Raw genomic sequence first — 26253 nt, 5'->3', positions numbered from 1 at the left:
TATACTCTAGGAATTATGAGGGCCTCTCTTCATAATTCCTTTCTTTTTTACCTTTACATGTACTTATGGACAAGCTACCATAATAGGATATACTAGTTAGAAAATAAGGAGATGACAATCATGATCGTGCTAAAAAATAATACATTTATTGAGCGCAAAGAAGCTACGATTGATATGGAAGACCGCGGATTTCAATTTGGAGATGGGGTTTATGAAGTAATTCGCGTTTACAACGGAGAATACTTCTTATTAGAAGATCATATTAAACGCTTGCAGTATAGTTTAAATGAAATTGGCATTACATATGATTTGGAGGAAAATGGATTAAGAGATGACTTAATTGAACTTTTAGAAGCCAATGAAGTCGAAGATGGTGGTATTTATCTTCAAGTTTCTCGCGGAATTGCCCCTCGAGCGCACCCATACCCAAGTGATGCACAACCTACTCTATTCGCCTATCCGATTCATGTTGTAAAACCTGTAGCAGAACAGGGAACTGGAGTACAGGTCATATTAGAAGAAGATTTTCGTTGGTTAAGATGTGACATTAAAAGCTTAAACCTTTTAGGAAATGTCATGACAAAACAGAAGGCAAAAGAAAATGGCGCATTCGAAGCAATCTTCTATCGTAATGAAGATCATGTAACAGAAGGCTCCTCAACGAATGTATTTGTTGTAAAAGACGGCACCCTATATACTCACCCAGCTGACAATTATATTTTAAACGGGATTACGAGACGTTATATCTTGCATGTAGCTGAAGAAACAAATGTACCAGTGGAAGAAACAGTTTTTAGCCTTGATTTCTTGCACGAGGCAGATGAAGTGTTTGTCGCTTCTACTACTGCTGAGATCGTTCCTGTTGTTCAAATTGAGAATGAGGTAATCGCTAATGGGAAACCTGGTGATGTAACAAAGCAGCTACTCCAGTCTTTCGCGAAGCACCAATCGTTAGAAACATTACCAGTAAATTAATTCGTGTCTGTACTATAATAAAACAAGGCTGGGGCAAAAATGTCTGTAGTCATGAATAACACGAACAAAGCTTATAAAAAGCGGATGAAATAGACGGAGACTCCTGCGGGAAATAGAGCTCAGGTGAGACCCCGGAATGCTTTGCATGAGGAGGCTCACCAGCTCCCCGCGGAAAGCGCAGTCTATTTCAGGAGCGAGTTAGTCGCACCGCATTTTATTGTTCAGATTTTCATGCTAGCTCAGTTGTCCCAGACTCTTTATTTACGATGTTTCTCCATTCCCTTTAATCAAAAAAGTATTTTTTCATCAGCCATTCACTTAGATAATACAGATTAAAAAAGAATATAACATGTCCTACAAACCAATCAAAAATTGCTACCGCATCTGTCACTGCAGGTGTAGTGGTGTTTGCAAGCATAGTAAGTGGAAAGTACGTCAAAAATGCAATGAATGTTAGAAGTCCAGCAATCTCCATTCTCCTCTGCCAAAACTCCTTCTTTCTTGTGATCCAATACAAATAAACCAACACAATTGAAATAGCAACAAATACATGTAAGGAATATTCGAATGCCATATACACTGCTCCGCCGTCACTTGGATCGTAAATGAAATCGATATTTAATAACAACGTAAAGAGTTGTTTTCCTGTCATCGCCTCAATAATATAAAAATAAAGGCTGATTGCCGTTGATGAAATAATTCCGACGATGATTGCTATGTATAAATGAGTCATACCATTCCCCTCCTTCCTTTTCTATCATACCATTTCCGTGTTTTAAATTCTTTTTAATCGTTCATTTTCATGCTATCATTAGAAGAGAGAATTTGAGGAGGGATTTAAGAATGCCTGTAATTGCAGAACCAACACCAAATCCAAATGCGATGAAGTTCACAGTAGACTCCGTGATTTTCCCTGGAGACGATAGTATTTCTGTTATGGATGGGGAAACAAGCGAATTTGATGTGTTAAATGAATTAATGCAAGTGGAAGGTGTAGATAATGTATTCGGTTATCACAACTTTATCACGGTAAACAAAACATTTGATGCGCAGTGGGAAGAATTGTCCACAAAAGTTGAAAACATTATCGAAAGCTATGGATATTAATTTTACTCTTAACCTCTCACAATTTATGTGAGAGGTTTTTTCTTTATACATCACAAAAAAACTGGTGCCCCTTGAACGGAACACCAGTTTTATACCTTATTGATTTAAACTTTCTAAAGTAACTGGATAATGGTCATCTTGTTCCCCAGTTTCTGAATTATACCAATACAATACCATACTAATTACTCCGAAGTTTGGTAGATCTTCTTCTGGAATATCCACCTCAATTTCGAAAGAATGATACCCTGGTCCACCTTCGATTTGCACTGTTTCTTCTTCTACAAGCATCATGTGCCCATCTTCGACTGTGTATTGAAAGGCGCCTTCAGGTACTTCTGCTTCTCCTGTAACAGTATAACTACCACTAGAACCTGTCACTTCTACATTTCTAAACATTCCTTCACCGCTTTGATCTTCTTCACCAGAAGACCCACTGTTATCAGATGATGAATTATCTTCGCTTGAATCCCCACTAGTTGAACCTGATTCATCTACGTCGTCTGCTTGTTCATTATTTTCTTCTGTAGCTGGTATGTCTATTGATCCTTCAGAAGAATATATACCTTCCTCAATCTCTTCACCATTGATTTCAGTAGCAACCAATTCTACCGTATAGTCATAGGTTCCCTCTTCTAACCGTTGACCATCAGATCCTCGATAATCCCATTGCTGTTCCAGTTCTAACGTATCTCCAGCTGCAAGATCTACATAATCTATTGCTTGGGTGAACATCATGTCATCGGAATAACGATAAACTTCCTCGCCCTCAGCGTCACTAATGACAATTTCATAACGCTGGGCAGAGTTAAATGTCAACTCCACCTCGTCTTCTGTATCATTCGTGAGGTTCATTTGAAATGTAACGTATTCTTCTTCTGTTTCTGTATCCACATTAAAAGTTAACATATCCATCATTCCCGTTTCATCGTCTTCTTCATTCTCTTCCTCTTCAACTTCCTCATTTTCTTCCTCTTCCGCCTCATCATCGTTATTATTACATGCTACTAACACTAATAATAATGCTGCAAAAAGTAGTAGGAGAATTTTCTTCACAAGTGTCACCCCTTCTTTTGTCGTCTTATTATATTAGTCGAATTAAAAACAAAAAAGTTACACTTTCTCATCTTCTTTTCGGAAAAAGCCAAAGATTCCAGCCGTTTGAACTATATTTGTAAACGCATTTGGATCTGCTTCTTGTACAATGTGCTCTAAATCGTATAGTTCATATCGTGTTATAACCATGACTAACATTTCACGCTCTTCATCTGTAAACGCACCTTTTGCAGGAACACGAGTGATTCCTCGTACCATATTTGCGTGGATTGCTTTACTAACTGCTGGTCCTTTCGAAGTTACAATCATTGCTGTTAACTTTTCATGTCGCGTATGCAATGCGTCGATTACACGTGTAGTAACGTATAAGGTTACAAGTGTATATAATGCTTTCTCAGGATCATATAACACGCCTGCTAATAAGATGATTAAACTGTTTAGCGATAAGAAGTAAATACCTATCGGGCGATCTTTCAGACGAGATAGGACCATTGCGACAATATCCATACCACCTGTTGACGCACCCAATTTCAATGTAATTCCAACCCCAGTTCCTGCTAGAATTCCACCGAATGCAGCGTTTAGTAAAATGTCCTCAGAAAAGGAAGTGAGGGGAATGGTCTCTAAGAATAGTGTGGTAAAAGCTACTGAAATAATACTATAAACAGTAAAGCCCCTTCCCACTTTCATCCACCCCAAAATAGCTACCGGGATATTTAATAAGGCAAGTAATATACCAGTACTAAGATCAATGTTAAGAAAGTCTTGAAAAATACTCGATGTCATTTGGGCTACACCAGTAAATCCACTAGCATAGACATTCGCTTGAATTAAAAAGAAATTCAGTGATAAGGCATTAAGAAAAGCCCCGATAATTACAATTACAAAACGTTTTGCTTCAAATATAAACATGTCTGCCTCCTTTACATGAACATTGACGTATGCGTTTAGTGCTATTAAACTAAAGTATAATAATAGATTAATAAAATATCTAGGAGGAAATACATGAACATGAAATTAATAGTAGATTCAGGCTCAGATTTACCGCAAGATATTTTAAATCAGTATGACATAGACATGGTATCACTCATTGTACACTTAGACGATAAAGATTACTATGACCGAGAAAACATTGAGTCCATCGCTGTTTATGAAGCAATGCGAAGTGGTTCCGTACCGAAAACGGCTCAAGCTACGCCAGAAACTTTTTATGAGTATTTCAAAAAATACGTAGAAGCCGATACCCCAATTATTTACTTAGCATTTTCATCTGAATTATCTGGAACGTACCAGTCAGCAACAATCGCAAAACAACAAATAGAAGAAGAATTCGACAACCCTGAAATTTATATCATAGACACTCTTGCTGCTTCTATGGGTCACGGATTAATTGCTTATCATACTGCTAAAGCTATCAAAAACGGCGGAGATATTCAAGATGTTTTAGATACAGCGAACTTCTATGTTAATCACATGGTTCATGTATTTACTGTAGACAACTTAGAATATTTACAACGTGGCGGTCGAGTAAGTAAAGCACAAGCATTTGTTGGTGGCCTTTTAAAAATTAAACCTTTACTTCATGTCGATGAGGGTAAACTTGTGCCACTTGAAAAAGTCAGAGGTGCGAAAAAGGTTCTTGGAAGAATGGTAGAGTTAACAAAGGAACGCGGTTCAAAAATCGAGGATCAAACCATTGCCATCACACATGGTGATGACGAATCAAACGCTGTGAAACTAGCTGAGATGTTACGAGAAGAATTGAATCCAAAAGATATTATCATTCATCCGATTGGTTCTGCAATCGGGGCCCACGCTGGACCTGGAACGATTGCTCTATTCTTTTTAGATAACGTAGAAATCTAAATAAAGAAGTAGAAAAACTCCGAACTACTTCCAAATTTGATTTGGAAATGTCCGGAGTTTTTTAATATTTAGTACATGTTTCTTCTATTTTTTACATACATCGTTACAGCAAACACTACAAAGATTCCCATTACGCCACCAAAGATTAATGTTAGTGCCCAGTTTATACCTTGATCAGCTTGAACTGCATAAACATTGGTCGACTCACGTTCTAAAGCAATTGCATATGTTCCATCTTCTTCTTCACGAATCAAATCATTCTCGATAAAACCTCGAAGTTCTAACCCTTCTTCTAGATGTTCCATATCATAGCGTTGCAGGGTAGGACTATTATTGATTGCAGTTATCACTCGTTCTTCCCCTAAAACGTGTTCAAAAACTAACATATTGTTCTCATTGTATAATATGGTTGTCTCACCACGCTCCACTGCTTCAAATGATTCTTCCACACTCGCAAGTTTTTCTATATGTCGCTCAATTTGATCATCACCACTTAAAAAGTTCATTGTTTGATGATGACTAAGATCCTCTTGTACACCGTCCATAGGTATTTCATCCCCTTGATAAAGCCAAGGTTCATTTGGGGACATGTACAAATACGTTAAAGCGATTTTCCATCTAGTAATTGGATGTAACCCTGATTCTTCCATCGCACGGGTAAATCTATCTGTATCATAATGATCCATATAGTGAACCACTTCTCGGTTATACGTTAAATCATCTAATAAAGGTGTAACATCGGTTTCAATATCATAAAAAATCGATTGTGCATCTTCATGAAAATTAGGGTGTAACACGCGGTCGAATCCCACTTCAAGCATGTTCTCTACATTCGCTTCCTCATCACTTAGAGAACCTATCATAAACGAATCTAATTCCTGAGATAAGGTTTCCCAGAATGAATCAGATAAACTGTTTATATCCTCAAAATAAAAGCCAGTAACCCCAATTTCCTCGGATAAATAACGTAACCGCTCTATTAAATACTCCTGATTTTCTTGGGTACTCCAATCTACCTGTTCTGCCATCTTCCCAAGAGGGATTTGAAGTACTGCGTTCATATCGCTATCATTCAACTGAGTTACCACTTCTTGAAGATCTGTTTCATCTCCATACGTTGGTTGAATCTCGTCGAGACTTTGAACTCTCTCACCTGTGTACGATTCACTATCAAAAATTGGAGAAAGAATAACGTGACTAATCCCTAAATTGTCGATATGATCTATCCGTTCTGCAATACCTAGAAAGTCCCCGCCATGAAAACCTTCTGCATCATCACGATCAATTCCTTCTTCACTAACTTCATTAGAATTCTGAAACCGGTCGACTAATATATAATAGTAACTATTTCGCTCATTATTTTCCTCAGCATGTACATAAGTTGAAGTTGCTAAGATAATAATGACAAGACTAGTAATCGTTTTGTAGACATTTTTCATAACAGATTCCTTCTTTCCTTAACACATACTTCTTACATATTCGGTTTAAAAAAAGCCCCGACATGCGAGGCTTCCTTTTCTTAAGGTAAAAATCCATATGGTAAACGAGCAAACCCTAGTATTAATACTAAAATCATCGCAACCGCAAATTGAATCCAACCTATAAATACTTTCTTTCCTTTTTTCTTCATTGCTAAAGTCATTTCCATTGCACCGATTACCCATACGCCAGTAATGATTTTAATAATCGATTCTGCAAAATAACCACCCTGAACTCCGAAGTACAGCTGGAAAAATAGATCTGCACCGGTTGCAATAATTAAAACGAAAAATACACGTAAAATCATTTGTATAATTTTAATTGGTTTTGCAGCCTTGCCTTTTGTAATCATTACATACGCAACAATAAATAATATAAGTGCAGTACCCCACGAAAAGATATGTAGGAGTGCCATTGATTGATGATCCATGAAACATTCCTCCTTTTTATTCTATCCTACCATGATTTACAAGTAGCTGCTATGAATTTGTTGACAACTTTGAAACAATCTAATGAAACGGGTATAATAACAAGTGATGCAAGCATTTTAAAGTGAAAACGCTTGCCTACGGAACGAGATTTTAGGAGGGATTCGATGACAAATAGTCATGAAATTATCGAACAAACGAATCAATACGGCGCAAAAAATTACACCCCTTTACCAATTGTAATCTCACAAGCAGACGGCATCTGGGTAAAAGATCCAGAGGGTAATCGTTACTTAGATATGTTGAGTGCATATTCTGCAGTAAATCAAGGTCACCGTCACCCAAAAATCATTGGCGCATTAAAAGAACAAGCGGACCGAGTGACGTTAACTTCCCGTGCATTCCACAACGATCAACTTGGGCCATGGTATGAAAAAATTTGTAAGTTAACCAACAAAAATATGGCACTACCAATGAATACAGGTGCTGAAGCAGTCGAAACAGCGATTAAAGCAACAAGACGTTGGGCATACGATGTAAAAGGAGTTCAAGAGAACCAAGCAGAAATCATCGCATGCGTTGGAAACTTCCATGGTCGTACGATGTCAGCTGTTTCCTTATCTTCTGAAGAAGAATATCAAAGAGGATTCGGGCCATTATTACCTGGAATTAAGTTAATTCCATATGGTGACGTAGATGCATTAAAAGAAGCAATTACAGAAAATACAGCAGGCTTCTTATTAGAGCCAATCCAAGGAGAAGCAGGTATTGTTATGCCTCCTGAAGGTTTCTTAAAAGAAGCACATGATGTATGTAAAGATAATAATGTGTTGTTTATTGCTGATGAAATTCAGGCAGGACTTGCTCGAACAGGGAAAATGTTTGCATGTGACTGGGAAAATGTTGAACCAGATGTATTAATTCTTGGAAAAGCACTCGGTGGTGGAGTTTTTCCTATCTCTTGTGTTGTAGCGGATAAAGAGATTTTAGGTGTCTTCAATCCTGGTTCCCACGGATCTACCTTTGGTGGTAATCCATTAGGTTGTGCTGTATCTCTTGCTTCTTTAGAAGTATTAGAAGATGAAAATCTTGCAGCTCGCTCACTTGAACTCGGAACTTACATGATGGACCGCTTAAAAGAAATCGATAATCCCGTAATCAAAGAAGTTCGTGGAAAAGGGTTATTCATTGGAGTTGAATTAACCGTACCAGCGCGCAAATACTGTGAGCAACTGAAAGAAAAAGGGTTATTATGTAAAGAAACGCACGAAAATGTCATCCGATTTGCCCCTCCACTTGTTATTGAAAAAGAGGATTTAGATTGGGCAATTGATAAAATTACAGAAGTACTTTAATGAGCCAGAACCAAACCGACTGAATACATTCAGTCGGTTTTTTTTGTTATACATTATTACTCTGAAATTTAATCCATGCGAAATACCCTTTTCTTGACTTTGATATTTTTAAACAGGTATAGTTAACTTCAAATACCTTACTGAATTTTCGTTCATTTCCAATTTGAAAGGATGTATGATGTTGACTAATAAACCAAAAGAAATTAGTAAAGACGGTTCATTCAAACGTCAGAAAAATAGATTCACTACACCGTTTGGTAACAAGCAAGAAGAGTTGGTAGTGGAACCTGGTAAATATCGTTTACTTTGGTCCCCTGCTTGCCCGTGGGCGCACAGAGCAGTGATTGTCCGCAAGCTATTAGGATTAGATCAAGTAATTAGTTTAGGTACAGCAAGTCCAATGCGTCCTAATATCGGTCGGGTAGATTGGGCATTTACATTAGATGAAAATAATCAGGACCCAGAGTTAAGTATTGAATATGTAAGTGAAGTTTATTTTAATGCTGATTCAAATTATGAAGGTCGTCCTACCGTTCCAGTAATGGTAGATTTACAAACAAAGCAAGCAGTCAATAATGATTATTTTAACCTCACTAATTACTTTGAAACCGTATGGGCACCTCATCATAAAGAAAATGCTCCAAATTTGTACCCAGAACATTTACAAGATAAAATCGATCAGATGAACGAATCTAACTTCCATACAATTAATAATGGAGTCTATAAATGTGGCTTTGCCCACTCCCAAGAAGCTTATGAGGAAGCATTTGACCAATTATTTGCTCGTTTAGATGAACTGGAAGCGCATTTAGCAGAAAATCGTTTCTTAATGGGTGATTATATAACTGACGCAGATGTCCGATTATATACTACTCTCGCTCGCTTTGATGCAGCCTATTATAATGGGTTTAATACAAATAGAAACCTCATTCGAGAATATACTAATTTATGGAGCTATGCTCGTGATTTATATCAAACACCAGGATTTGGAGATACAACTGATTTTGAATCTATCAAAAAACATTATCATGTGTCCGTCACTATTAATCCGGATAAAACTGCTACAAGCATTTTACCAAAAGGTCCTGATTTAGAAGTCTGGGACCAGCCCCACGGAAGAGAAAAATTAAGTGATCAGCAGGATAAATTTTTACGATAATAAAACTGGAGGGATAAAATATGGAGATTCGCCAAGCTAAACCAGAAGAAATCGAAAACGTGCGATATCAACGAGTGAAGGCATATGAAGAACATGCAGATGCACTCTCAAAAGAACACTGGCAAGCACTTAAAGAAGCAATTATGCAAGAAGGCGATCAAGGACCAGATGTAAATTTACTTGTTGCAATTAAAGATGATGAAATTGTAGGAAGTGTCGCTTTATTCCCTGCTAAAACGGATGCTTATGAGGGATATGTGGATGAACTGGACTATCCAGAAATCCGTATGCTAGCAATAGAACCAAAAGTACGTGGTAAAGGTGTTGCTTCTGCATTAATTGATGAATGTGTTCGCATCACAAAAGAAAAAGGTTACAGCCATATTGGCTTACACACGGGAGAATTCATGAAAGGCGCTATTACCTTATATGAACGTTACGGTTTCCAGCGCATGCCTAAATATGACTTCGAACCTGCGGATGATGGTATTGTCGTTAAAGCATATGCCCTTAGAATATAAAAAAAGAGAGTTCCCTTATTTTTTTACGGGAACTCTCTTTTCTTATTCATATTTAGTTTTAGCACGCAATCGACTATTTTTTAAGATAGGATAGGTAATCATTAACGCAAGAAGACTAACTAGAATAACGATTGCGAAGACAACATAGTCGTTTAAATTGTGATTTATTAGCCATTCAAAACTATCAAGACCAATTAATCCGATATAGTATAAAGTTGTACCTAGAATGAATAGTCCCATTAGGATAATAATACTTACACGAAAACCTAATCGAAAGTAGATCGCAAAGAATAAAAAAGAAATACAGAACAAAAATATCCCAAACATCAAATCTACTAATACATAGGAGAAAAAGTTGTACTCCATATTAAAGAAAACTGCTGGATGTAAGATGGTATTCGGTAAGTCCATCAGACGATAACTTTCTTTTAATATTAACTGCAACACATTTAAAATAACTACAACAACTGTAACTGCAAACAAACTTATAACATAAAAGGATTTGAGAAAATCCTTACGTGTGCCCCCAAGTCCTACTGCAACTGGAATCATCGTTTTGTATCCAGCTATCGCAAACATTGGAAAGAAAAAATAGGCAGGACCAGAGATCGCAATAACGACATCTTCACTCATATTTCCTAAGAAGTAGCCAATCAAAATCCACATAACCATTAGCGGAATCGTTACATAAAGGAACAAAATTTTTCCTAAAGTAAACGTTGCATCTTCCAAAATCATTCGATTCATTCCACGTGACATCATGGCATTACACCTTCCTCTGTTTTATAAAGTAAATAATCCTGGATATCACAAGAAGCAATAGAAACTCGATGTTGCTCAGCTGTATTTCTCCAATCACTGTTGAATGGAGCATCCACCAACACCTTCAATTGATTTCCCATATATTCTTTTGTCAATACCGTTTCATTTGCTACTAAACCTTCCACTTTTTCTATCTCTCCTGTTAACCAGAAGCCTAACTCTCTTACTTCATCCATCTCCTCTTGAAGAGCTATTTGTTGATTTTGTATAACAATTAGCCGTTCACAAATCGATTGTATCTCATCAATATGATGGGTGGATAATAAGATTAAGCGTGGGTGAGCTTCATAACTTTCTAATAAAACACGGTACATTTTCTTTCGCATTGCAGCATCCAAACCATTCGTTGGTTCATCTAAGATCGTAACTTCAGCATGACTGGAGATCCCAATGATGAATTGAAGTGCAGAACGCATACCTTTTGATAACTTTTTTATATTCTTTTTAAGATCTAATTGAAAAGTTTCTACTAATTCATAAGCTAACGTGTCATCCCAATTCTTATTAAAATAGCTCCCAAACCTTAATGCATCTTGGACGTTCCAAATGATACTAAAGGGGTGCTCCTCTTCCATAAAGCAAATTTTTTCACCAAGTCTTGTGTTGTTGAAGGGCTGTTCACCTAGCACAGAAATAATGCCTTCATTTGGCTTGAAATGCCCTGCCAACAACTTCATCATCGTAGTTTTTCCTGCTCCATTACGTCCCCACAAAGCGGTAATTGTCGGTTCATTTTCTACTAATGAAAAATCAGATAAAACCGTTTGATTACCGTACTTGTATGTGATCCTTTCACATTTAATCATCTTCAGACTCCCCTTCTATCAAGTTAAATAAATCATTTTTGCTTATTTCCAATCGTTTTGCTTCCGCTAATAGTGGTGCTAGGTAATTCTCTCTAAATTGGTGCTGTCGATCCTTTAATAACTTCATATAAGCTCCTTCTTTTACAAACATCCCGATTCCGCGTTGCTTATAAACAAGTTCCTCATCAACAAGCATCTGCAACCCCTTCCTTACTGTTGCCCGATTTATATTGTAGAACTTAGAGAGTTCATGTTCAGAAGGAATACGATCTCCTTCACTCAACTCTCCGGAAACTATTTCATCCGCAATCATTTGAGCAATTTGCTGAAATAACGGCTGTGATTCATCTAATACTGGTCTCACTTACTTCACTCCCAACTCACCTAGGTTGTTTGGTTGGTTACCTGTGCATACAAGTATACATATGTAGTTTATGAAAGTAAACAAAAAAGAGAAATTTTCATTTAAGAAAATTTCTCTTTTTACTCTTATTTAGTTATCCATTCAAATAAAAACAAATCACGGTACTTAGACTTAAATCTCATTAAAAACCCACACCTTTAAGAATTTACCTCGTGAAAATTTCCATCATACCAGATAATAGTACTATTGCTGCTAAGAAAAAGAAGATCGATCCTAAAACCTTTCTCTCATCGATCATACGTCTGATTCCCATGCAACCAAGCATGACACTACCTGTAAATAAAGCTATTGTAATCAAATACGGCATTTCAAAAATAAAGTTACCTAATATCAATAATAAAGTAATAAATGAAAAGATTACTTCAACTTTCAAGATTTCGTTTTTCCCCATCGTCTTGCCCCTCTCTCTTTCTAACGTGCCATTATAGTTTTACACAAAAATCACATAAGCAAAGAATATAACCATCAGGCTATTTGCTATGGAATAGATGATTAATGCTATAGATATTTGGTCGATCATATTTCTTAGCCAAATAGAAAAATACGCAGCAAATGCTAAAATGGCAACGACAATAGCGTAACGTGCAATTACATGGAAGTATAATACTTCTAGGTATTCTCCTATTTGATTAAATCCATAAATAATTGAAATCGTTACTAACACAACAAAAACTCTCGACATCATTTCTTTCATTTCACTTACTCCCCACTAACTGTTTCGACCCTTTCAATCCGCTTCTGACCCCAAGGTGAGAACGTGATTGTCACAAGCAATCGATCTTTATAATTCGTCAAGGCAGAAACGTCATCTTTCTCTAATGTATGATTGGATATACCAATATTCAAATGATGTAGGTCTTGCTCATCTTGATACTGATAACGTGCCTTAACCATCACGTCCTCTGCCTCTTCTTCCAGTTTTTGATTTGAAACAGCTTTTACCACATGTATCCCTCGTTCATTCGGAGTTAATAATACATATAATGATTCATTAAAGGACACTTCATCAGAAACAAACCAGTTTTCCGGACGAACTGTTTCTGCTTCATATTCAAGATATAGTTCATTTTCCCACATACGTTCGTAATGCTCACTCGAAACGGTTTGTAATGTAACCTCTGTACCAAATCGATCAAGGAAATAAGGTGAACACGCTAACAGCAATAATAAAACAATTTGTACACAAACTGCAACTATAAATAGATTTCTTTTCATGATTCGTCCACTCCCTGTTGCCACTTATGCTTTTGTCGATTCAAGACAAAACCAATCACAAAAAGGATGATTCCACCAATCAAGAAAAATAAGGAACGATCGAAAAACTCCCATGCTACTTGAAAATAGATGATTAGTATAGTCAGTAGAAATGTAAATGTACCAATATTTATTTGTCGTTGATCATTTCGGACAAAACCTTCTATTAAAATTAATAAAGAAAAGCTAAGTAACATGCTACAAGCTAATAAAGTTGACCACTCTGGAACGATAAACACCGGTAAAAAGATAATCAAACGTGCCATCTCCCATTTATGGTTCTCTCTCAATAATAAATAGATAGCACCCACGATTCCTATTCCAAGTAAAACAAAATACACCCAACTCACTGAAGCGTCGTCTGGAACTGGTAAAGACTCATAAATTGTCGCATGAAAGATCGTTAGGATAAAGACTGTAATAATCGCCACTACACGAAATGCTTGAGAAATCCCATTCCTTTTTATAAAGAAGGAGAAAATATAAACAACTAATGCGAAAACCGTTAGCCAATAATAAGCTTCCAACTCTAATGCATAAGCAAAAAGCTGTGACATTAACCCAGCAACAAAAATCCAGCTATCGATTGGCTTTCTTAAGTAAAATAAGGACGTCCCAAACCCTATAATATAAATTCCGAGTAAAATCCAATTAAACTCTTGTAAACTGAAGCTTGCATTTAGTTGACCTACTATCACTACTAAAACACCAACAAGCCAGAGCGTGTAGCTCGGTCTACTTAGGTAAATCAAGTACGAGGCAATGGCCCAGGCAATAAAACCATAAGGCGCATGGAAGGGAAATCCGTACATATCAAATGCCAAGAAGATTCCTGCACCGAATATTCCAAGTGCTACCACATAACAAAACAGTCCATATTGTTTGAAGCCCCTTCCATCCAACCAGTAACCTAAGCTATTAAAAACGATTAGAAAGAATATAATGATTCCCATTCGCACCATTTCTGTTAGATCAGTCCAATTTGTTGCAATCACTGATAAGACTGCCAATCCGATTAATATCGCTGCAAAAAAGAACAATAAAGATATGTTGGACCGCCCCTGGTACCGCGCTAAAATTTCTTCACGCTGTTGTGTATTAATAATTCCATCGTCGATCCACTGTTTCGATTCTTGTTCCAACCATCGCTTTTTCATTTGCTCACCTCTTCCACTTCTGTACCTTACCGTAAGTCAAACTACGATAAATCCATTCAGCAGGACCGTAATAAAAACGCTTCGCATACCACGAACTCACCATCACTTGTAAAAGGAATACGGTCACTACAACCATCACTAAAACAATTAATGTTAATTGCCCATAAAGCGCAACACCTACACCATAAAACAGAACATAACCTACTACCGATTGCGATAAATAGTTCGTCAGCGACATTTTCCCAACTGGGCTTAGTTTATGTTTCAACCAATTTAATTTGCCCGTTTCAAAAATAATCATTGCACCTAAGAAGTAAAACAAACTAGAAGCTGACCCACCAAGTGTGTCTTGTAAAAGATCTAACCATGCAGGCATTCCAATTGCATAAGGTCCAATCTTAAACACTAGAAAGATTAATCCTGAGGCGTATAATGCCTTTTTCATCGAAGATAAATGGGCTTCTGTATTGGTTAACCAACCCGACTTCATCAAGGCAATTCCAAATAAAAACATCGGCAGAATAGTCGGTATAATAACTAGCCATTGAAATGGGCCCACCATAACAAGCCAGTCATTTAAATTTTGTGAGAAGATTTGAGAGAAACCACCTTGATAATTCTCAAAAGATGCCTGAATAGATTGTTGGTCGCGGTAACTTTCTAAGTAATCTTTTATTCCGTAGTACATGAGCGAAAATAATGTTGCCACAATGACAAGCATACTAACAGCAGTTTTCACAAGTGTCTTCACTTTCATATTCAAAAATAAAATACTAATTAATCCTATAACACTATATGTAAGTAAAATATCTCCATACCAAATAAAAACCCCATGAATCAATCCAATGAACCCTAATACGATCATACGACGAATTAAAATTTTCTTCGATTGTTCAGGTGCTTTTGCTTGTAAACGAATATACATCATATAAATCCCAATACCGAATAATAGTGAGAACAAAGGATAGAAGCTCGCTTGGAAAAACCAATCAATTATCGTTAATATGGTTTGATCTCCGGAAGAAGTATGAAACTCATCCATCCCACCATACATAAAATGCGGGGAATGAAAACTTAGATAATTGACCATGAGTATGCCAAACAGCGCAAACCCTCGAATAGCGTCTATCGAATGGTTACGATTTTGAGTAGGTTGTTGTAGTGGTTGCATCGAATATTCCTCCTTAGTTACTACATTTTCTATATTTTAACACAAAGCTCTGACGTCAAAGTGACGTTTTTTGATTCTATACATATAGTAAAAGGGAAAGGAGCGCATACAGATGCCTGGTTTTGTTGGTGCTATGCAAGTAATTAGTGTGAGTTCTTCAAGTATTGTTCAAGTTGGGGACACTTATATGGCAACTCCATACAGTGCGGCAAAAACATTTGCAGGAGGCGGCTCCTTTAATACTGGTGATCAAATTACTGTAGAAGCTTCCCATTCATATATGGCAGTAAATGATAGTGATTTTATAGATCAGGGTGAAAGCGCATGGATATAACCATTCATCAACAAATACGTGTGAACTTTCTTAAAGTCGGTTCCATCAACAATGCTTCGGTACTACAAATCGGTAGTTCAGGGCTTATTCAAACCGTATCGAATGCATATAATACAGGAGGTTATACGGAGCCTGCGGAAGAAGCAGAAATACAAAGACTTCCAATAGTCCCGTTACCTCACTTGCCGCTTCAAATCTAAAAATTCTGGGAGGGGACGACATGTATGTACACCCATACCTACTCGAAAAATTAGCTTCACTCGAACAACAACTGCATGTCCAAAACCAATTGGTAACGGAACTCTCCGAGAAAATAGATCATCTACAAAAGAAGCAGTTGGAACATCCTCCTCCTGCTCCTATAGAATATAATTTTGAACAATTAAAGATCGAAACATTGGAAGGCACATTAAATATTGGCGTTCCATCTACCCAAACCCTTCCTTTTGATCAGATAGATTTACCAGATCAAGAACAAGCGAATTATTATGAGAAGTTACTATTGGATCAATTGCAACCACATATACACCAGCAAGTACCGCAAGAAATTAGAAAGCAAGCTCACTCACAGGAAATAGTTTTAACAGACGAACAGATGCAGTTGGTTTTACAAGACTTAAGACGTCAATTACCTGAACGAGTGAACCATTATATTAATAATATGGATCAGCGAAATGGCGCAATTGAATTAGAGGCACTCCAAAAACTCGTCGTTCATATAAAAAAAGAGATTAACCAAGGCGTTGCGCATCACATTTCGCATATAAAGGAGCATTATAATGAAGATAACGAATCATAATCATCATTTGGAAGTCGGAAGTATTGATGTAACAGGGGTATCATCTTCTTCGCTATTATTAATTGGCGATAGCGAACATCTCCAATTTGCTTCCACTTTTGACTCCCCACCTGAATCATATGTAATCGAAAACGTCATACCTTTCGCGAATGTATCCGGTTAGACGAATGGGACGGGTAGCAAAAGTGAATCATGTCAACGTGTATTCCATCGAATTTTCTTCACGAGTACAAATAGGGGATCTTACACAATTTGATCCAACATTAGTAGCCATTGCCGTTCAGCAAGAAGGGGCGGTCTTTACGAAGGAATTTATAAATCAATATCGTTTTGAAGATGAACCATTTTTTTATGAACCCGATCCACTTCAATTAGAAAAAGTGCCTATTGATTTTATCAACAACTCGCACAGTCCTGTAAAGGTAGGAAAGGTGAATATCACTGGGTTAACAGGTTCTTCCGGTGTTCAAATCGGAACTTTAAAACATGCAGATGCTTCAACGAAAGTAAAACACACACGCATCTTGCGCGACACGTCGAACGAAGAGTAGGTGAAAATATGCCATCGATTGTCGGACCACTTAAACTCAATAGCGTTAGTGGCGGAACAGTGAATTTTGGAGATGCCTTTTACATTGCACCGAAAAGTTCATCCAAATCAAACACAGGTGCTGGCTCGAATAATACCGGACAATTCATCCAAACCAATAGCATGCTAAGCTCCTCCAACCCATTCGATCCAGACTTTAAAGATCAGCCAATTACTGCGAATAAATAAAAAAAGCGGATGCTCTAAAATTAGCATCCGCTTTTAATTTATATAGGAATTAAAACACTAGCATAATAGCAACCGGAATAGAAAGAGCAACGACACTAAAAATAACTCCCGTCCAAGCTATTCCTCTACCTTGTAATCGATGCGTCTTCACTCGGTATAGTGCAATAAATCCAAGAATTAATCCCACAATACCTAAAACCAATGAGAGTAAAGCGGTTTGTAGCACGGTGAATAAAGCAATTGACCCAATTACAAACGAAGCAATGGCTAAAGAACTAATTCCATTTTGTTGCGTTACTGCTGTATCTGTCATTACGATTCGTCCTCCCTTGTGCATACAGTATCTACCTAGGTTATAGGTGTCAATTTATGGTGTTGATTGCTGATATAGTGTGTTCACCACCGATCAATTTCGATGTAGAGTTTTGCCGCTGATATACCCTGTTAACGGCTGATATCTCTTCATGACCGTTGATATATTCTGTTAACGGCTGATATCTCTTCACGACCGCTGATATCTCCTGTTAACGGCTGATATCTCTTCATGACCGTTGATATATTCTGTTAACGGCTGATATCTCTTCATGACCGCTGATATAATCTGTTAACAGCTGATATCTCTTCACGACCGCTGATATTTCCTGTTAACAGCTGATATCTCTTCACGACCGCTGATATATTTTGTTAGCAGTTGATATATTCTCTGTAACCCACATCAGTCGATCTCCACAATCCAACCGCGATCAAAGAAATATAAAAATACTCCCTCTAATTCGATTCGCCTTATGGATTCTACTGCATGTTTGTAGTTTTCAACCTGTACGCGGTATCGTTCTTGTAGCTCTTGTCGTTTTGTTGCTTCATTAGCGCCATCTACAATCGTATCTGTTTTGTAATCAATTACGTACCATTTACCATCAACTTCTACTAAACAGTCGATTACACCCTGTATTAACACTGCTTCATCTACTTCTTGTGTCCATTGTGGATAGATGTCTGAAGCGTTCAATTGCATCGTAAATGGAACTTCTCGCTCTAATTGATCCGTCTTTCTCAATAATTGACCTAAAGAACTATCTAAAAAGGCTAGAATTTTTTCATAGTCTACGGCTTCCGCTTCTTGATCAGTAATCATCTCTTTTTCCTCAAGCCCTGCTAAAAATTCTCCTAGCTTTTCTTTGGTCCATTCGACTTGAAAATCAATATGCTGCATCACGGTATGCATGGCACTTCCGATTTCGGCACGTGTTAGTTCTTTTACATCTTGTTGCATAAAGCGTGGCCGACTTAACGAACTACCCTTTTGTTTCCAAACGAAGTCGGTTGCGCTGTATTCATCTTCTACTTGTCTCATCCGTTTAAGTTCTGTAACAGTTTGCTTCGCCCGACTCACCGTACTTACTTGATAAGGATAAGAAAATGTTAACCTTTCATCTACAAGTGGATATTGATCCCCTTCTTCCTCAAGTGGTTCAGGTGTCCAGTTTGTAATTGCTTCATATAGATCATCATTTCGTTTTTGCGTAATATAATTTGGTTCTTGATAATTTTCTGCATGTTCAATTATTACTTTCCAAGAAGATTCGTCACCTTGAATCGACTGAGGAACGCCACCCGAAACCTGACCAAGGTGAAATACTTCAGCATGCTGGTGCCGCATGAGGGACATGCCGATCCAGTTCATATAATTCGCTTGTTGTGTTCTTGCATGGGCAGGTAAGACCCAGCTTGGATGGTCAATGACCGCACGCCACTTCTCCATCCGTTTCTCCACATCATTTACTGTTCCAACTATACATAATTTTTCTTCTGCTCGAGTTAATGCAACATATAATACGCGCATTTCTTCTGCAAGCATCTCTCGCTTCATTTTCACAGTTAACGCTTCGAATGGGAAAGTTTGATACATCAATCGTTTTTCTATATCCATATATTTCGCAGCAAACCCTAAATCTTTATGCAATAAGTATCGTTTTTTATAATCCATCTCATTAAACTGTTTATCTGCTGCTCCTAAAATAACAATTGGAAACTCTAAACCTTTACTAGAGTGAATAGTCATCATACGGACGACATCCTCTTGTTCTCCTAATGCTCTTGCGGCTGCCAAGTCATCCCCACGTTCTTCCATCTTTTCAATAAATCTCAGAAACCGGAATAAGCCACGATAGGCCATCTTCTCATAACTTCTCGCACGATCATATAGTGCACGCAAGTTTGCTTGGCGTTGTTTACCTCCTGTAATGCCACCGACAAATTCAAAATAACCTGTTTCTCGGTATATTTGCCAGATCAGTCCGGATAATGCCCCGTACTTCGCCTGTTCACGCCACTGGTCAAACTGATCGAAGAAGCGGCGTAAGGTTTCCACTAACTGCTCATCATCGCCTTCACGGATAAAATTCATCACGGCTTGATGAAAGGACTCATTTTTTCCATATAATCGAATACGCGCCATTTGATCTTCTTTCAAACCAACAATCGGAGAACGAAGCACACTCGCAAGTGGTATGTCTTGTTTTGGATTATCAATTGCTTTTAAGACATTAAGCATCACTTGAATTTCAATTGCTTCTAAATATCCTTCTGATAGATCTGCATAAATCGGAATACCATGTTGTTTCAACTCTTCCATGACCGTTCCAAACCATGCTTTTGAACGCATTAAAATCACAATATCAGAATATTTCACAGGACGTGCTTGATCTAAGTCTTTATCAAATATATACATCGGTTCTTCATTTTCGGTTCCTACCCACGACTGGATCTTTTTCACATAGGCCCTTGCTTCGATCTGAGCTTTCTCTACGTATTTCCACTCCTCAGATAAGGTCTGTGGTCCATGTACTTCAGATTCTTCGTCACGAGCTAACAGGTGGATTTCTGTGTCTACATCTTCACTCGTTAGCTGTTCATAAACAGTGTTGCTATAAATCAACTCTGCCGCTTCTTCATACTCCATCTCCCCCACTTGCTCATCAAGCAACTGACGGAATAAATAGTTGGTACTACTCAACACTTCTTTTCGGCTTCTGAAGTTACGTGCTAAATCAATTCGCAAACTCGGCTCATCTGCTTCTTGAAAACGGCTGTATTTCTCCATAAATAAGCTTGGTTCTGCATGTCTGAAACCGTAAATGCTTTGCTTCACATCTCCAACCATAAACAGGTCGCCTGCTTTACTACCTTCTGTTAACAGTCGTAAGATCGTTTCTTGCACATTGTTTGTATCTTGATATTCATCAATCAATACTTCTCGAAATTGCCGCTGGTATTGCTTTGCAACATCAGACGGAACAATTCGCTCCGGTGTTGCAGCCTCATCTAATAAAAGCTCTAAGCAATAATGTTCCAAATCAGAAAAATCAACTACAGCTTGTGCACGTTTCTCCTGTTCAAGCTTGTGATGATACACTTTCACCACTTCGACGAGTTGATCGACCTGTGGCTTTAAATGGCGTAAATCATTAAGAAGATTTTCTTCCTTTCGACTGAACCAACGATCGACAAGCTTTTTATAGCTTTCTTTATATTGGTTACGAATCGTTTTCACGCGTTCTTTTAAATCTTCATCACATTCAAATTTTTTCCCAGATAACTTTTCAAATTTCGTCATCGTTTGAGCAATTGTATGCAAGTCTGCCCAAGGACTACCAAGTGCTGCATCGACTTCTTGCATTTGTTTCAAGTCCTGTTCAATTGCCGGGACATAGTGAGCAGGGCCGTCTACTTCCATAGCTAGTTCAAGCGCACGTTTCACGTCAAAAATAACCGCTTCTATTCCTTCTTGAAGATCAAGTCTTGCATAAGGCATCCAAGAAACATCGTCGAGTGTTGCCACATCACTCACTTCATAATCCTCAGCAAGCTGATCCAGCCAAGCGAACGGCCATGGGTTTTGTAAGGCAAACTCATGCACACTCAAAACTAATTCCTCTACTTGAGCATCATTACGATCATTGGAAAAACGGTCGACGAATTGAAAGAAACGTTCCTGTTCTGTTTCTTCTAGTCCATAATAATCCTCGAAAACTGATTCAATCACATCTCGCTTTAGCATATCTGACTCGACATTATCAAGAATCCGAAATCCTGGGTCAAGATCCAGTTGGTAGCTATATTTCCTTACGACATTCATACAAAAAGCATGTAACGTAGAAATACTTGCACGTTGCAATAAGGCAATTTGCTTTTTCAAATGAGAGGAGTCAGGGTTTTCTGCCAGTGCACGCTCTAATGCTTGTCCAACACGAGTCCGCATTTCTTGAGCCGCGGCATTTGTAAATGTAGCCACCAATAGCTCATCAATCTCAAACGGTTGCTCGTCTTGTAACATTTTTTGAATAATCCGCTCGACTAATACAGCTGTCTTCCCCGAACCAGCCGCCGCTGCTACTAAAATGTCCTTATCCGCTTCATAAATTGCCGCTTCTTGTTCCGGTGTCCACTTCATCTATTGATCCTCCTTTCCTGCAAGCATTCGTTGTAAAATCACTTCATCTTTTTCATCTTTTAAGCGTTTGAATTCATTTTCATCTAACGTTGGATCAAACTGACAAACTGACCGATACGGGCAAAAGGTACAAGCAACATGCTCCTTTTTCTGAATCGGATTTAGCTTCACTTCCCCGCTAACTATCTCTCCCCCGGCACGTTGCATAACACCACGCACATACTGATTCATCCGTTTAAATAAATCCGCATCCACCGTTTTAGAATGGGCATTAAAGCTCCCATCTTTCTTTACTCCAAACGGGACAATTTGAGATGAGCCTTGATCAACGGATTGATCCATTGCTTGAGCAACTTGCTGATCTTCCAGTAACAAACCATTCATCTTGTAAGACTTAAACAACGCCTCTTCTATCGCATCATCTTCAAAACCTTTGACATCATTAGCGCTCAACGTTGGATTATGCACGTGGAAATAGAGGACACCAGCTGGGTCTGCTTGCTGCCCTAACCAGTTTTGAGAATTAGCTAATACTACATCTAAATACGTCAACATTTGCAAGGCTAACCCATAATAAACATCTACTAAACTCAAATCTTTCTTACTAGATTTATAATCAATAATCCGTAAAAATAATTGTTCATTAATCTCCGCCTGATCCACACGATCGACACGCCCACTCAATTCCAATTTGTATCCGTTTGGTAAATCGAGAGCTAGTGGAGGCAACTTCTCTTTATTACCGAATCCAATTTCAATCCCTGCAGGTGCAAATTGAGATGATTTTGATTGTTTTGCAAGGACTGAAGTTGCTCGTGTAATTACTTGTTCTAGTTTTCTCAAGATATATTTATAACGGTTGGAACTAAATAAAATCCGGTGCTGTAATAGTGGAGCAAGTTGTTCCACTGCACGTCTTGCATAACCTACAATTTCTTCTTCTGTCAGTTCGAAAAATGCTTTTCCTTCTTCGTACACCCACTCCGTTATATAACGCAACGACTCGTGGAATAGTTGCCCGATATCTGGCGCTTCTAATTGATATTGCTGGCGTTCTTTTAAGCCTAACGTATACTTCGCGAAGTAATGATACGCACATTGATGGTACGTTTCTAAACGCGACACACTTGACTTCACTGTTTTTTCAAATAACTGACTTGCTGTATCCTCTTGTAGCGATTCTGGTTCATTTTTATAAAATAAACTTCTCAAAATATGTTGCGTGGTGCCACCTGTTTGTTCATGGTTCATATACCACCGAAGTGTATCCCAGTATACCGGTGCTACAGGATACCCTCTTAAGTACCGGGATAATTCTGCAGTTAAAATTGCTCGGGATTTCTCCGGGTTTGTGATGAATCGAAGTGGATGATACGCATCTTCATCATCCAATAATAATTGTTTTTCTATAGCTGGGAAAATTGCCTGTAGCTGCTTTGTCATTGCTGCAGGCATTTTCTTTTTCCCTTCCTCGTCACTAAGTGGATAACTAACCCACATTTGCTCACTCGCTAATGTAAACGCCAAGTACATGTAAAAACGATCGTCTAACAGAACGCGGTCTGCCTGATCAGCCAATTGCATCCCGTTTTCCTCTAATAACGTTCGTTCCTCATCTGTTACTAAGCCGTCACTTGGTGGTTTCATTGGATAAACGCCATCATTTACGCCAAGTAAAAAGCTAACTCGCACATTGGAAACTCGCGACCTTTCTACATTTCCTACGATGACGTGATCAATAGTTGGAGGTACATGAGAAAACTCTAGCGTATCAAACCCAGCTTCGATCACCTTTCGAAACAATTCAAAGGAAAATGCTTCTTCGCCTAGCAAATCCACCATCTCATCAAATAATTGCATAACCGACTGCCAAACCTGATCTTGCTCTCGAGCCGTTTCCACCCGACCTTTTTCATCAAACTGATCCCGCATTGCTTCTAAAGTCTCTGGAACCACTAGTGACTCGAGCCACGTATAAATCGCTTGTGTCCGTTCTTTCACTGTTTTTGCTTCTCTGATCGCTGCGTCAAAATCGGCTAAAGCAGCCACCACTTGCTTTCGATACGCATTCATTTGCCGTTCAATTTCTAGCTCTTCATCTGTTTGACTACGAAATTCCAACCCAAAGAAGCGTTGGTAACTAAAACCACGCTCACTGATCCATTGTTTCTTCGTTCGAATTCCATATTCCAACACATAATTCTCTAATGTATCAATCGCATCTGTGGTTAATGGGTACTCAGAATCTGTCGGTTGAATGAAGCCAGTTTTCAACAATCTGAAAATCGAATCATACCGCCAGTTCGTTGTCACCGCTTCTAGTCCCGTTCGGATTAATTCCACAAAAGGATGATTAAGCATGGTTTTCTTTTCATCAATAAATACTGGGATATGATAATCCGCGAATATGGTTTCCAATAAATCGTGGTATGTAGTTTCTTCTCGAATTAAAATCGCTAAGTCACGGTAGCGATAACCTTCTTCCCGGACCAACCGGATAATTTCCTGAGCTACCCCTTCGACCTCTGCACGGGGGTGAACAGCTTCCACTAACTTCAGTGGTACATGATCTTCTTCATATGAGAGAACTGGTTTTTGATCAAAATGTTTTTCCAAATGACGAAATGCTGGATTCTTTGAAAATCGTCGCTCATCTGGATATAACTTTACAGCTGTTTTTACTTTTACGTCACGCGCCTTTGCGATCTCGGTTAACGCCTCACATGTAGTCGCTGTTTGGTGAAATAAATCCAATTCTGCTGCTTGGTCGACCTGAGGATCGTGAATCAGTGCAAGCTTTACTTCAGCTGCTTCTACCATAAATGCCTCAAGCACGTACAATTCTTGAGGGGTGAAACGATAAAAACCGTCAATGTAGATGGTCGCGCCTTTAAGTACCCCCGTCTTCGTCACCTGTTCCACTAATAGCTCTAATTGGTCTTCCTGGTCGATAAAATGACCACTTAACTCCTCATCCAACTTTTCATAAATCGAAAGTAAATCTTCAAGCTTTTTCTTTAGTGCATACTCACTTGGAGAAAGATGCTCAAACTGGCTAATTTCAAATAAGACACTTTTAAGTGCCTCAGGTGTCACTCGGTAACGTTTTAACTCGGTTATCATTGCCTCTAACTGATCAATGAACCCCTGCTTATCAACCGCCTTCTGAAAGGCATCAAGTGATTCTTGTTGTTCTTCAGCAATTTTCCGGAGTAACATCTGAATACCTGTTGAAGAGATCATCGGCTTCGTTCCTCCACCCACTTGTTGAAAAATATACCAAGCAAGACGAGAAAAGCTAAGCACCTGTGCGCGCATCGATCCTTTCAAATCTCTTTTTTGAAGTAAGTCATATTCCTGCTGAAATGCCATCTGGTCCGGTACAATATAATAAATAGGGTGCCCAGCTGGATCATCCGTTAAACGTTCAGCAATTTCTTCTAAGCAATACTCGCTGACATCTGACCCTGCACGCCCTAAAATAAATTGTAAGCTCATATAATCCCCTCCCACTTAAGCTTTTGGTTCTTCCTCACGATTAAAATTAGTTTTTATTCTTTTTTCAATCACTTTTCCAACCGCCCAAAAAACCGCTACTAATACACCGACAATGATTGTCCGAACCGGGTTCTCTGTAAACGCGGTAATACTTTCTCCTACATAGGCAACGGCAAACACCATAATTGCTTTACCTAGTGACAATGCTAAAAAGAATTGTATTAACGTCATCCTAGTAAAGGCTGCAACTATATTAATTAAGGCAGATGGCGCAAATGGAAACGCTAATATTAAAAATAAAGGTCCAAATCCACGACGATCAAAGAAATTCGTCACTTTTTGGATTTGCTTTTGGTATTTAATTTTTCGAACCCACCGGAAACGTTCCATTTTTCGAACCAGTAGAAACACTACCGTCGCCCCTGCTGTAATTCCAATCCATGAATAAATAAACCCGAAAAATAATCCATAGACCATCGTGTTAGCAATAATAAACACGAGAATGGGAAGCATCGGGAAAAAAGCTTCAATAAAGGTAAGTCCAATCCCTGGTAAAGGACCGTAGCTACCATAAATTTCAAGCACGTTAATTATCGAATCACCGATCACGTTGTCGGATATGAGTTCTTCTAGTTCCTCTAAATTGGAATCCTCTTGTGCCATCCTCTAATCTCCTATCTCTCTACTTATCCTTTCATTTTATAAGAAAATTTGCGGTTTGCCTAATTTTTTCCCACTTTTATGATTTTTAATTCTGATTTGCTATTTTTTTAAGTTTATCATATAATAGAACAAACGTTCGATAATCGTGGAG

At 38.2% G+C, this 26253-nt stretch carries 29 protein-coding genes; 12 read left to right on the top strand and 17 right to left on the bottom strand.

The window, feature by feature from the left end; all coding sequences use genetic code 11:
* The first annotated feature begins 120 nt into the window (after positions 1-120).
* Positions 121-975 carry a D-amino-acid transaminase gene (gene dat, locus G532_RS0105610; protein WP_027963915.1) on the top strand — a complete coding sequence of 285 codons (855 nt, stop codon included), beginning with the start codon at positions 121-123 and terminating at the stop codon, positions 973-975.
* A 283-nt stretch (positions 976-1258) separates the two neighbouring features.
* Here the strand turns inward: dat and G532_RS14840 are convergent, their stop codons facing one another.
* On the bottom strand, positions 1259-1708 hold the full coding sequence (locus tag G532_RS14840) for a hypothetical protein (protein WP_051189072.1): 450 nt from the start codon (positions 1706-1708) through the stop codon (positions 1259-1261).
* A 110-nt stretch (positions 1709-1818) separates the two neighbouring features.
* On the opposite strand from G532_RS14840, the gene G532_RS0105600 reads away from it, so the two are divergent.
* Positions 1819-2082, top strand: a complete 264-nt coding sequence (locus tag G532_RS0105600; protein WP_027963914.1) for a NifU N-terminal domain-containing protein — start codon at positions 1819-1821, stop codon at positions 2080-2082.
* A 96-nt stretch (positions 2083-2178) separates the two neighbouring features.
* On the opposite strand, the gene G532_RS0105595 is transcribed toward G532_RS0105600, so the two are convergent.
* Positions 2179-3135, bottom strand: coding sequence for a BsuPI-related putative proteinase inhibitor (locus G532_RS0105595; RefSeq protein ID WP_027963913.1), 957 nt, complete (start codon positions 3133-3135; stop codon positions 2179-2181).
* A 57-nt stretch (positions 3136-3192) separates the two neighbouring features.
* Positions 3193-4047, bottom strand: a complete 855-nt coding sequence (locus G532_RS0105590; protein ID WP_027963912.1) for a YitT family protein — start codon at positions 4045-4047, stop codon at positions 3193-3195.
* A gap of 93 nt (positions 4048-4140) precedes the next feature.
* Between G532_RS0105590 and G532_RS0105585 the strand changes: the two genes are divergently transcribed.
* On the top strand, positions 4141-5001 hold the full coding sequence (locus G532_RS0105585) for a DegV family protein (protein ID WP_027963911.1): 861 nt from the start codon (positions 4141-4143) through the stop codon (positions 4999-5001).
* 68 nt (positions 5002-5069) lie between these two features.
* On the opposite strand, the gene G532_RS0105580 is transcribed toward G532_RS0105585, so the two are convergent.
* Positions 5070-6440, bottom strand: coding sequence for an alpha-amylase family protein (locus G532_RS0105580; protein WP_027963910.1), 1371 nt, complete (start codon positions 6438-6440; stop codon positions 5070-5072).
* Between the two features lie 80 nt (positions 6441-6520).
* On the bottom strand, positions 6521-6910 hold the full coding sequence (locus G532_RS0105575; RefSeq protein ID WP_051189071.1) for a YisL family protein: 390 nt from the start codon (positions 6908-6910) through the stop codon (positions 6521-6523).
* A 165-nt stretch (positions 6911-7075) separates the two neighbouring features.
* Here G532_RS0105575 and G532_RS0105570 point away from each other — a divergent pair, with 165 nt between their 5' ends.
* From G532_RS0105570 to G532_RS0105560, 3 genes are all read left to right on the top strand, one after another.
* Complete coding sequence (locus tag G532_RS0105570) at positions 7076-8263, top strand: ornithine--oxo-acid transaminase (protein ID WP_027963908.1); 1188 nt, start codon at positions 7076-7078, stop codon at positions 8261-8263.
* A gap of 175 nt (positions 8264-8438) precedes the next feature.
* Positions 8439-9422, top strand: coding sequence for a glutathione S-transferase family protein (locus tag G532_RS0105565; RefSeq protein ID WP_027963907.1), 984 nt, complete (start codon positions 8439-8441; stop codon positions 9420-9422).
* A gap of 20 nt (positions 9423-9442) precedes the next feature.
* Positions 9443-9943: a GNAT family N-acetyltransferase gene (locus G532_RS0105560; RefSeq protein ID WP_027963906.1), complete on the top strand. Its 501-nt coding sequence runs from the start codon at positions 9443-9445 to the stop codon at positions 9941-9943.
* A 42-nt stretch (positions 9944-9985) separates the two neighbouring features.
* Here G532_RS0105560 and G532_RS0105555 read toward each other — a convergent pair whose 3' ends face one another.
* The 8 genes from G532_RS0105555 to G532_RS0105520 all read right to left on the bottom strand — a co-directional run bounded on the left by G532_RS0105555 (position 9986) and on the right by G532_RS0105520 (position 15577).
* Positions 9986-10702: a hypothetical protein gene (locus G532_RS0105555; RefSeq protein WP_156882545.1), complete on the bottom strand. Its 717-nt coding sequence runs from the start codon at positions 10700-10702 to the stop codon at positions 9986-9988.
* Complete coding sequence (locus G532_RS0105550) at positions 10702-11571, bottom strand: ATP-binding cassette domain-containing protein (RefSeq protein ID WP_027963904.1); 870 nt, start codon at positions 11569-11571, stop codon at positions 10702-10704. Before G532_RS0105550 ends, G532_RS0105555 begins: the two co-directional genes overlap by 1 nt.
* On the bottom strand, positions 11564-11935 hold the full coding sequence (locus tag G532_RS0105545; protein WP_027963903.1) for a GntR family transcriptional regulator: 372 nt from the start codon (positions 11933-11935) through the stop codon (positions 11564-11566). The genes G532_RS0105550 and G532_RS0105545 overlap by 8 nt, the downstream gene beginning before the upstream one ends.
* Before the next feature lie 205 nt (positions 11936-12140).
* A complete protein-coding gene (locus G532_RS0105540; protein ID WP_027963902.1) occupies positions 12141-12386 on the bottom strand; it encodes a hypothetical protein in 246 nt (81 codons plus the stop codon).
* 39 nt (positions 12387-12425) lie between these two features.
* Positions 12426-12689, bottom strand: coding sequence for a hypothetical protein (locus tag G532_RS0105535; RefSeq protein WP_027963901.1), 264 nt, complete (start codon positions 12687-12689; stop codon positions 12426-12428).
* Between the two features lie 5 nt (positions 12690-12694).
* The gene (locus G532_RS0105530; protein ID WP_027963900.1) at positions 12695-13210 is read right to left on the bottom strand and encodes a GDYXXLXY domain-containing protein; all 516 of its coding nucleotides are present in this window, start codon (positions 13208-13210) and stop codon (positions 12695-12697) included.
* Positions 13207-14406: a DUF2157 domain-containing protein gene (locus G532_RS0105525; RefSeq protein WP_027963899.1), complete on the bottom strand. Its 1200-nt coding sequence runs from the start codon at positions 14404-14406 to the stop codon at positions 13207-13209. Before G532_RS0105525 ends, G532_RS0105530 begins: the two co-directional genes overlap by 4 nt.
* Positions 14407-14410: 4 nt before the next feature.
* Positions 14411-15577: a DUF418 domain-containing protein gene (locus G532_RS0105520; protein ID WP_027963898.1), complete on the bottom strand. Its 1167-nt coding sequence runs from the start codon at positions 15575-15577 to the stop codon at positions 14411-14413.
* Positions 15578-15689: 112 nt separating this feature from the next.
* Between G532_RS0105520 and G532_RS0105515 the strand changes: the two genes are divergently transcribed.
* The 6 genes from G532_RS0105515 to G532_RS0105490 are packed head-to-tail and all read left to right on the top strand — an operon-like array spanning position 15690 to position 17488.
* Complete coding sequence (locus tag G532_RS0105515) at positions 15690-15911, top strand: spore germination protein (protein WP_027963897.1); 222 nt, start codon at positions 15690-15692, stop codon at positions 15909-15911.
* Complete coding sequence (locus G532_RS0105510) at positions 15902-16111, top strand: spore germination protein GerPB (protein ID WP_027963896.1); 210 nt, start codon at positions 15902-15904, stop codon at positions 16109-16111. Before G532_RS0105515 ends, G532_RS0105510 begins: the two co-directional genes overlap by 10 nt.
* Before the next feature lie 20 nt (positions 16112-16131).
* A complete protein-coding gene (gerPC, locus tag G532_RS15605) occupies positions 16132-16710 on the top strand; it encodes a spore germination protein GerPC (RefSeq protein WP_027963895.1) in 579 nt (192 codons plus the stop codon).
* The gene (locus G532_RS0105500) at positions 16691-16873 is read left to right on the top strand and encodes a hypothetical protein (RefSeq protein WP_027963894.1); all 183 of its coding nucleotides are present in this window, start codon (positions 16691-16693) and stop codon (positions 16871-16873) included. Before gerPC ends, G532_RS0105500 begins: the two co-directional genes overlap by 20 nt.
* Positions 16874-16895: 22 nt before the next feature.
* A complete protein-coding gene (locus G532_RS0105495) occupies positions 16896-17261 on the top strand; it encodes a spore germination protein GerPE (RefSeq protein WP_027963893.1) in 366 nt (121 codons plus the stop codon).
* A gap of 8 nt (positions 17262-17269) precedes the next feature.
* On the top strand, positions 17270-17488 hold the full coding sequence (locus G532_RS0105490; RefSeq protein WP_027963892.1) for a spore germination protein: 219 nt from the start codon (positions 17270-17272) through the stop codon (positions 17486-17488).
* Positions 17489-17537: 49 nt separating this feature from the next.
* On the opposite strand, the gene G532_RS14830 is transcribed toward G532_RS0105490, so the two are convergent.
* From G532_RS14830 to G532_RS14825, 4 genes are all read right to left on the bottom strand, one after another.
* Entirely contained in the window at positions 17538-17801 is a 264-nt protein-coding gene (locus tag G532_RS14830; protein ID WP_051189070.1) for a DUF4190 domain-containing protein, read from the bottom strand.
* A 402-nt stretch (positions 17802-18203) separates the two neighbouring features.
* Positions 18204-21941, bottom strand: coding sequence for a helicase-exonuclease AddAB subunit AddA (addA, locus tag G532_RS0105480; protein ID WP_027963891.1), 3738 nt, complete (start codon positions 21939-21941; stop codon positions 18204-18206).
* Positions 21942-25439, bottom strand: coding sequence for a helicase-exonuclease AddAB subunit AddB (addB, locus tag G532_RS0105475; RefSeq protein WP_027963890.1), 3498 nt, complete (start codon positions 25437-25439; stop codon positions 21942-21944).
* Between the two features lie 15 nt (positions 25440-25454).
* Positions 25455-26102: a TVP38/TMEM64 family protein gene (locus G532_RS14825; protein WP_035512601.1), complete on the bottom strand. Its 648-nt coding sequence runs from the start codon at positions 26100-26102 to the stop codon at positions 25455-25457.
* Positions 26103-26253: the final 151 nt, after the last annotated feature.

It is taken from the genome of Halalkalibacillus halophilus DSM 18494 (assembly GCF_000423105.1).
Taxonomy (GTDB): Bacteria; Bacillota; Bacilli; order Bacillales; family Alkalibacillaceae; genus Halalkalibacillus; species Halalkalibacillus halophilus.
Note: the sequence above shows the minus strand (reverse complement) of the source record. Positions and strands in the feature narration are given on the sequence as shown.

What these genes read in the sequence shown, in the direction of transcription:
- G532_RS0105560 (WP_027963906.1), top strand. Translation starts at nt 9,443, where the DNA reads ATGGAGATTCGCCAAGCTAAACCAGAAGAAATCGAAAACGTGCGATAT.
- G532_RS0105530 (WP_027963900.1), bottom strand. Translation starts at nt 13,210, where the DNA reads ATGAAAAGAAATCTATTTATAGTTGCAGTTTGTGTACAAATTGTTTTA.
- G532_RS0105515 (WP_027963897.1), top strand. Translation starts at nt 15,690, where the DNA reads ATGCCTGGTTTTGTTGGTGCTATGCAAGTAATTAGTGTGAGTTCTTCA.
- G532_RS0105540 (WP_027963902.1), bottom strand. Translation starts at nt 12,386, where the DNA reads ATGGGGAAAAACGAAATCTTGAAAGTTGAAGTAATCTTTTCATTTATT.
- G532_RS0105580 (WP_027963910.1), bottom strand. Translation starts at nt 6,440, where the DNA reads ATGAAAAATGTCTACAAAACGATTACTAGTCTTGTCATTATTATCTTA.
- G532_RS0105585 (WP_027963911.1), top strand. Translation starts at nt 4,141, where the DNA reads ATGAACATGAAATTAATAGTAGATTCAGGCTCAGATTTACCGCAAGAT.
- G532_RS0105535 (WP_027963901.1), bottom strand. Translation starts at nt 12,689, where the DNA reads ATGAAAGAAATGATGTCGAGAGTTTTTGTTGTGTTAGTAACGATTTCA.
- G532_RS0105510 (WP_027963896.1), top strand. Translation starts at nt 15,902, where the DNA reads ATGGATATAACCATTCATCAACAAATACGTGTGAACTTTCTTAAAGTC.
- gerPC (WP_027963895.1), top strand. Translation starts at nt 16,132, where the DNA reads ATGTATGTACACCCATACCTACTCGAAAAATTAGCTTCACTCGAACAA.
- G532_RS14830 (WP_051189070.1), bottom strand. Translation starts at nt 17,801, where the DNA reads ATGACAGATACAGCAGTAACGCAACAAAATGGAATTAGTTCTTTAGCC.
- G532_RS14840 (WP_051189072.1), bottom strand. Translation starts at nt 1,708, where the DNA reads ATGACTCATTTATACATAGCAATCATCGTCGGAATTATTTCATCAACG.
- addB (WP_027963890.1), bottom strand. Translation starts at nt 25,439, where the DNA reads ATGAGCTTACAATTTATTTTAGGGCGTGCAGGGTCAGATGTCAGCGAG.
- G532_RS14825 (WP_035512601.1), bottom strand. Translation starts at nt 26,102, where the DNA reads ATGGCACAAGAGGATTCCAATTTAGAGGAACTAGAAGAACTCATATCC.
- addA (WP_027963891.1), bottom strand. Translation starts at nt 21,941, where the DNA reads ATGAAGTGGACACCGGAACAAGAAGCGGCAATTTATGAAGCGGATAAG.
- dat (WP_027963915.1), top strand. Translation starts at nt 121, where the DNA reads ATGATCGTGCTAAAAAATAATACATTTATTGAGCGCAAAGAAGCTACG.
- G532_RS0105570 (WP_027963908.1), top strand. Translation starts at nt 7,076, where the DNA reads ATGACAAATAGTCATGAAATTATCGAACAAACGAATCAATACGGCGCA.
- G532_RS0105550 (WP_027963904.1), bottom strand. Translation starts at nt 11,571, where the DNA reads ATGATTAAATGTGAAAGGATCACATACAAGTACGGTAATCAAACGGTT.
- G532_RS0105555 (WP_156882545.1), bottom strand. Translation starts at nt 10,702, where the DNA reads ATGTCACGTGGAATGAATCGAATGATTTTGGAAGATGCAACGTTTACT.
- G532_RS0105590 (WP_027963912.1), bottom strand. Translation starts at nt 4,047, where the DNA reads ATGTTTATATTTGAAGCAAAACGTTTTGTAATTGTAATTATCGGGGCT.
- G532_RS0105600 (WP_027963914.1), top strand. Translation starts at nt 1,819, where the DNA reads ATGCCTGTAATTGCAGAACCAACACCAAATCCAAATGCGATGAAGTTC.
- G532_RS0105520 (WP_027963898.1), bottom strand. Translation starts at nt 15,577, where the DNA reads ATGCAACCACTACAACAACCTACTCAAAATCGTAACCATTCGATAGAC.
- G532_RS0105525 (WP_027963899.1), bottom strand. Translation starts at nt 14,406, where the DNA reads ATGAAAAAGCGATGGTTGGAACAAGAATCGAAACAGTGGATCGACGAT.
- G532_RS0105575 (WP_051189071.1), bottom strand. Translation starts at nt 6,910, where the DNA reads ATGGATCATCAATCAATGGCACTCCTACATATCTTTTCGTGGGGTACT.
- G532_RS0105500 (WP_027963894.1), top strand. Translation starts at nt 16,691, where the DNA reads ATGAAGATAACGAATCATAATCATCATTTGGAAGTCGGAAGTATTGAT.
- G532_RS0105565 (WP_027963907.1), top strand. Translation starts at nt 8,439, where the DNA reads ATGATGTTGACTAATAAACCAAAAGAAATTAGTAAAGACGGTTCATTC.
- G532_RS0105490 (WP_027963892.1), top strand. Translation starts at nt 17,270, where the DNA reads ATGCCATCGATTGTCGGACCACTTAAACTCAATAGCGTTAGTGGCGGA.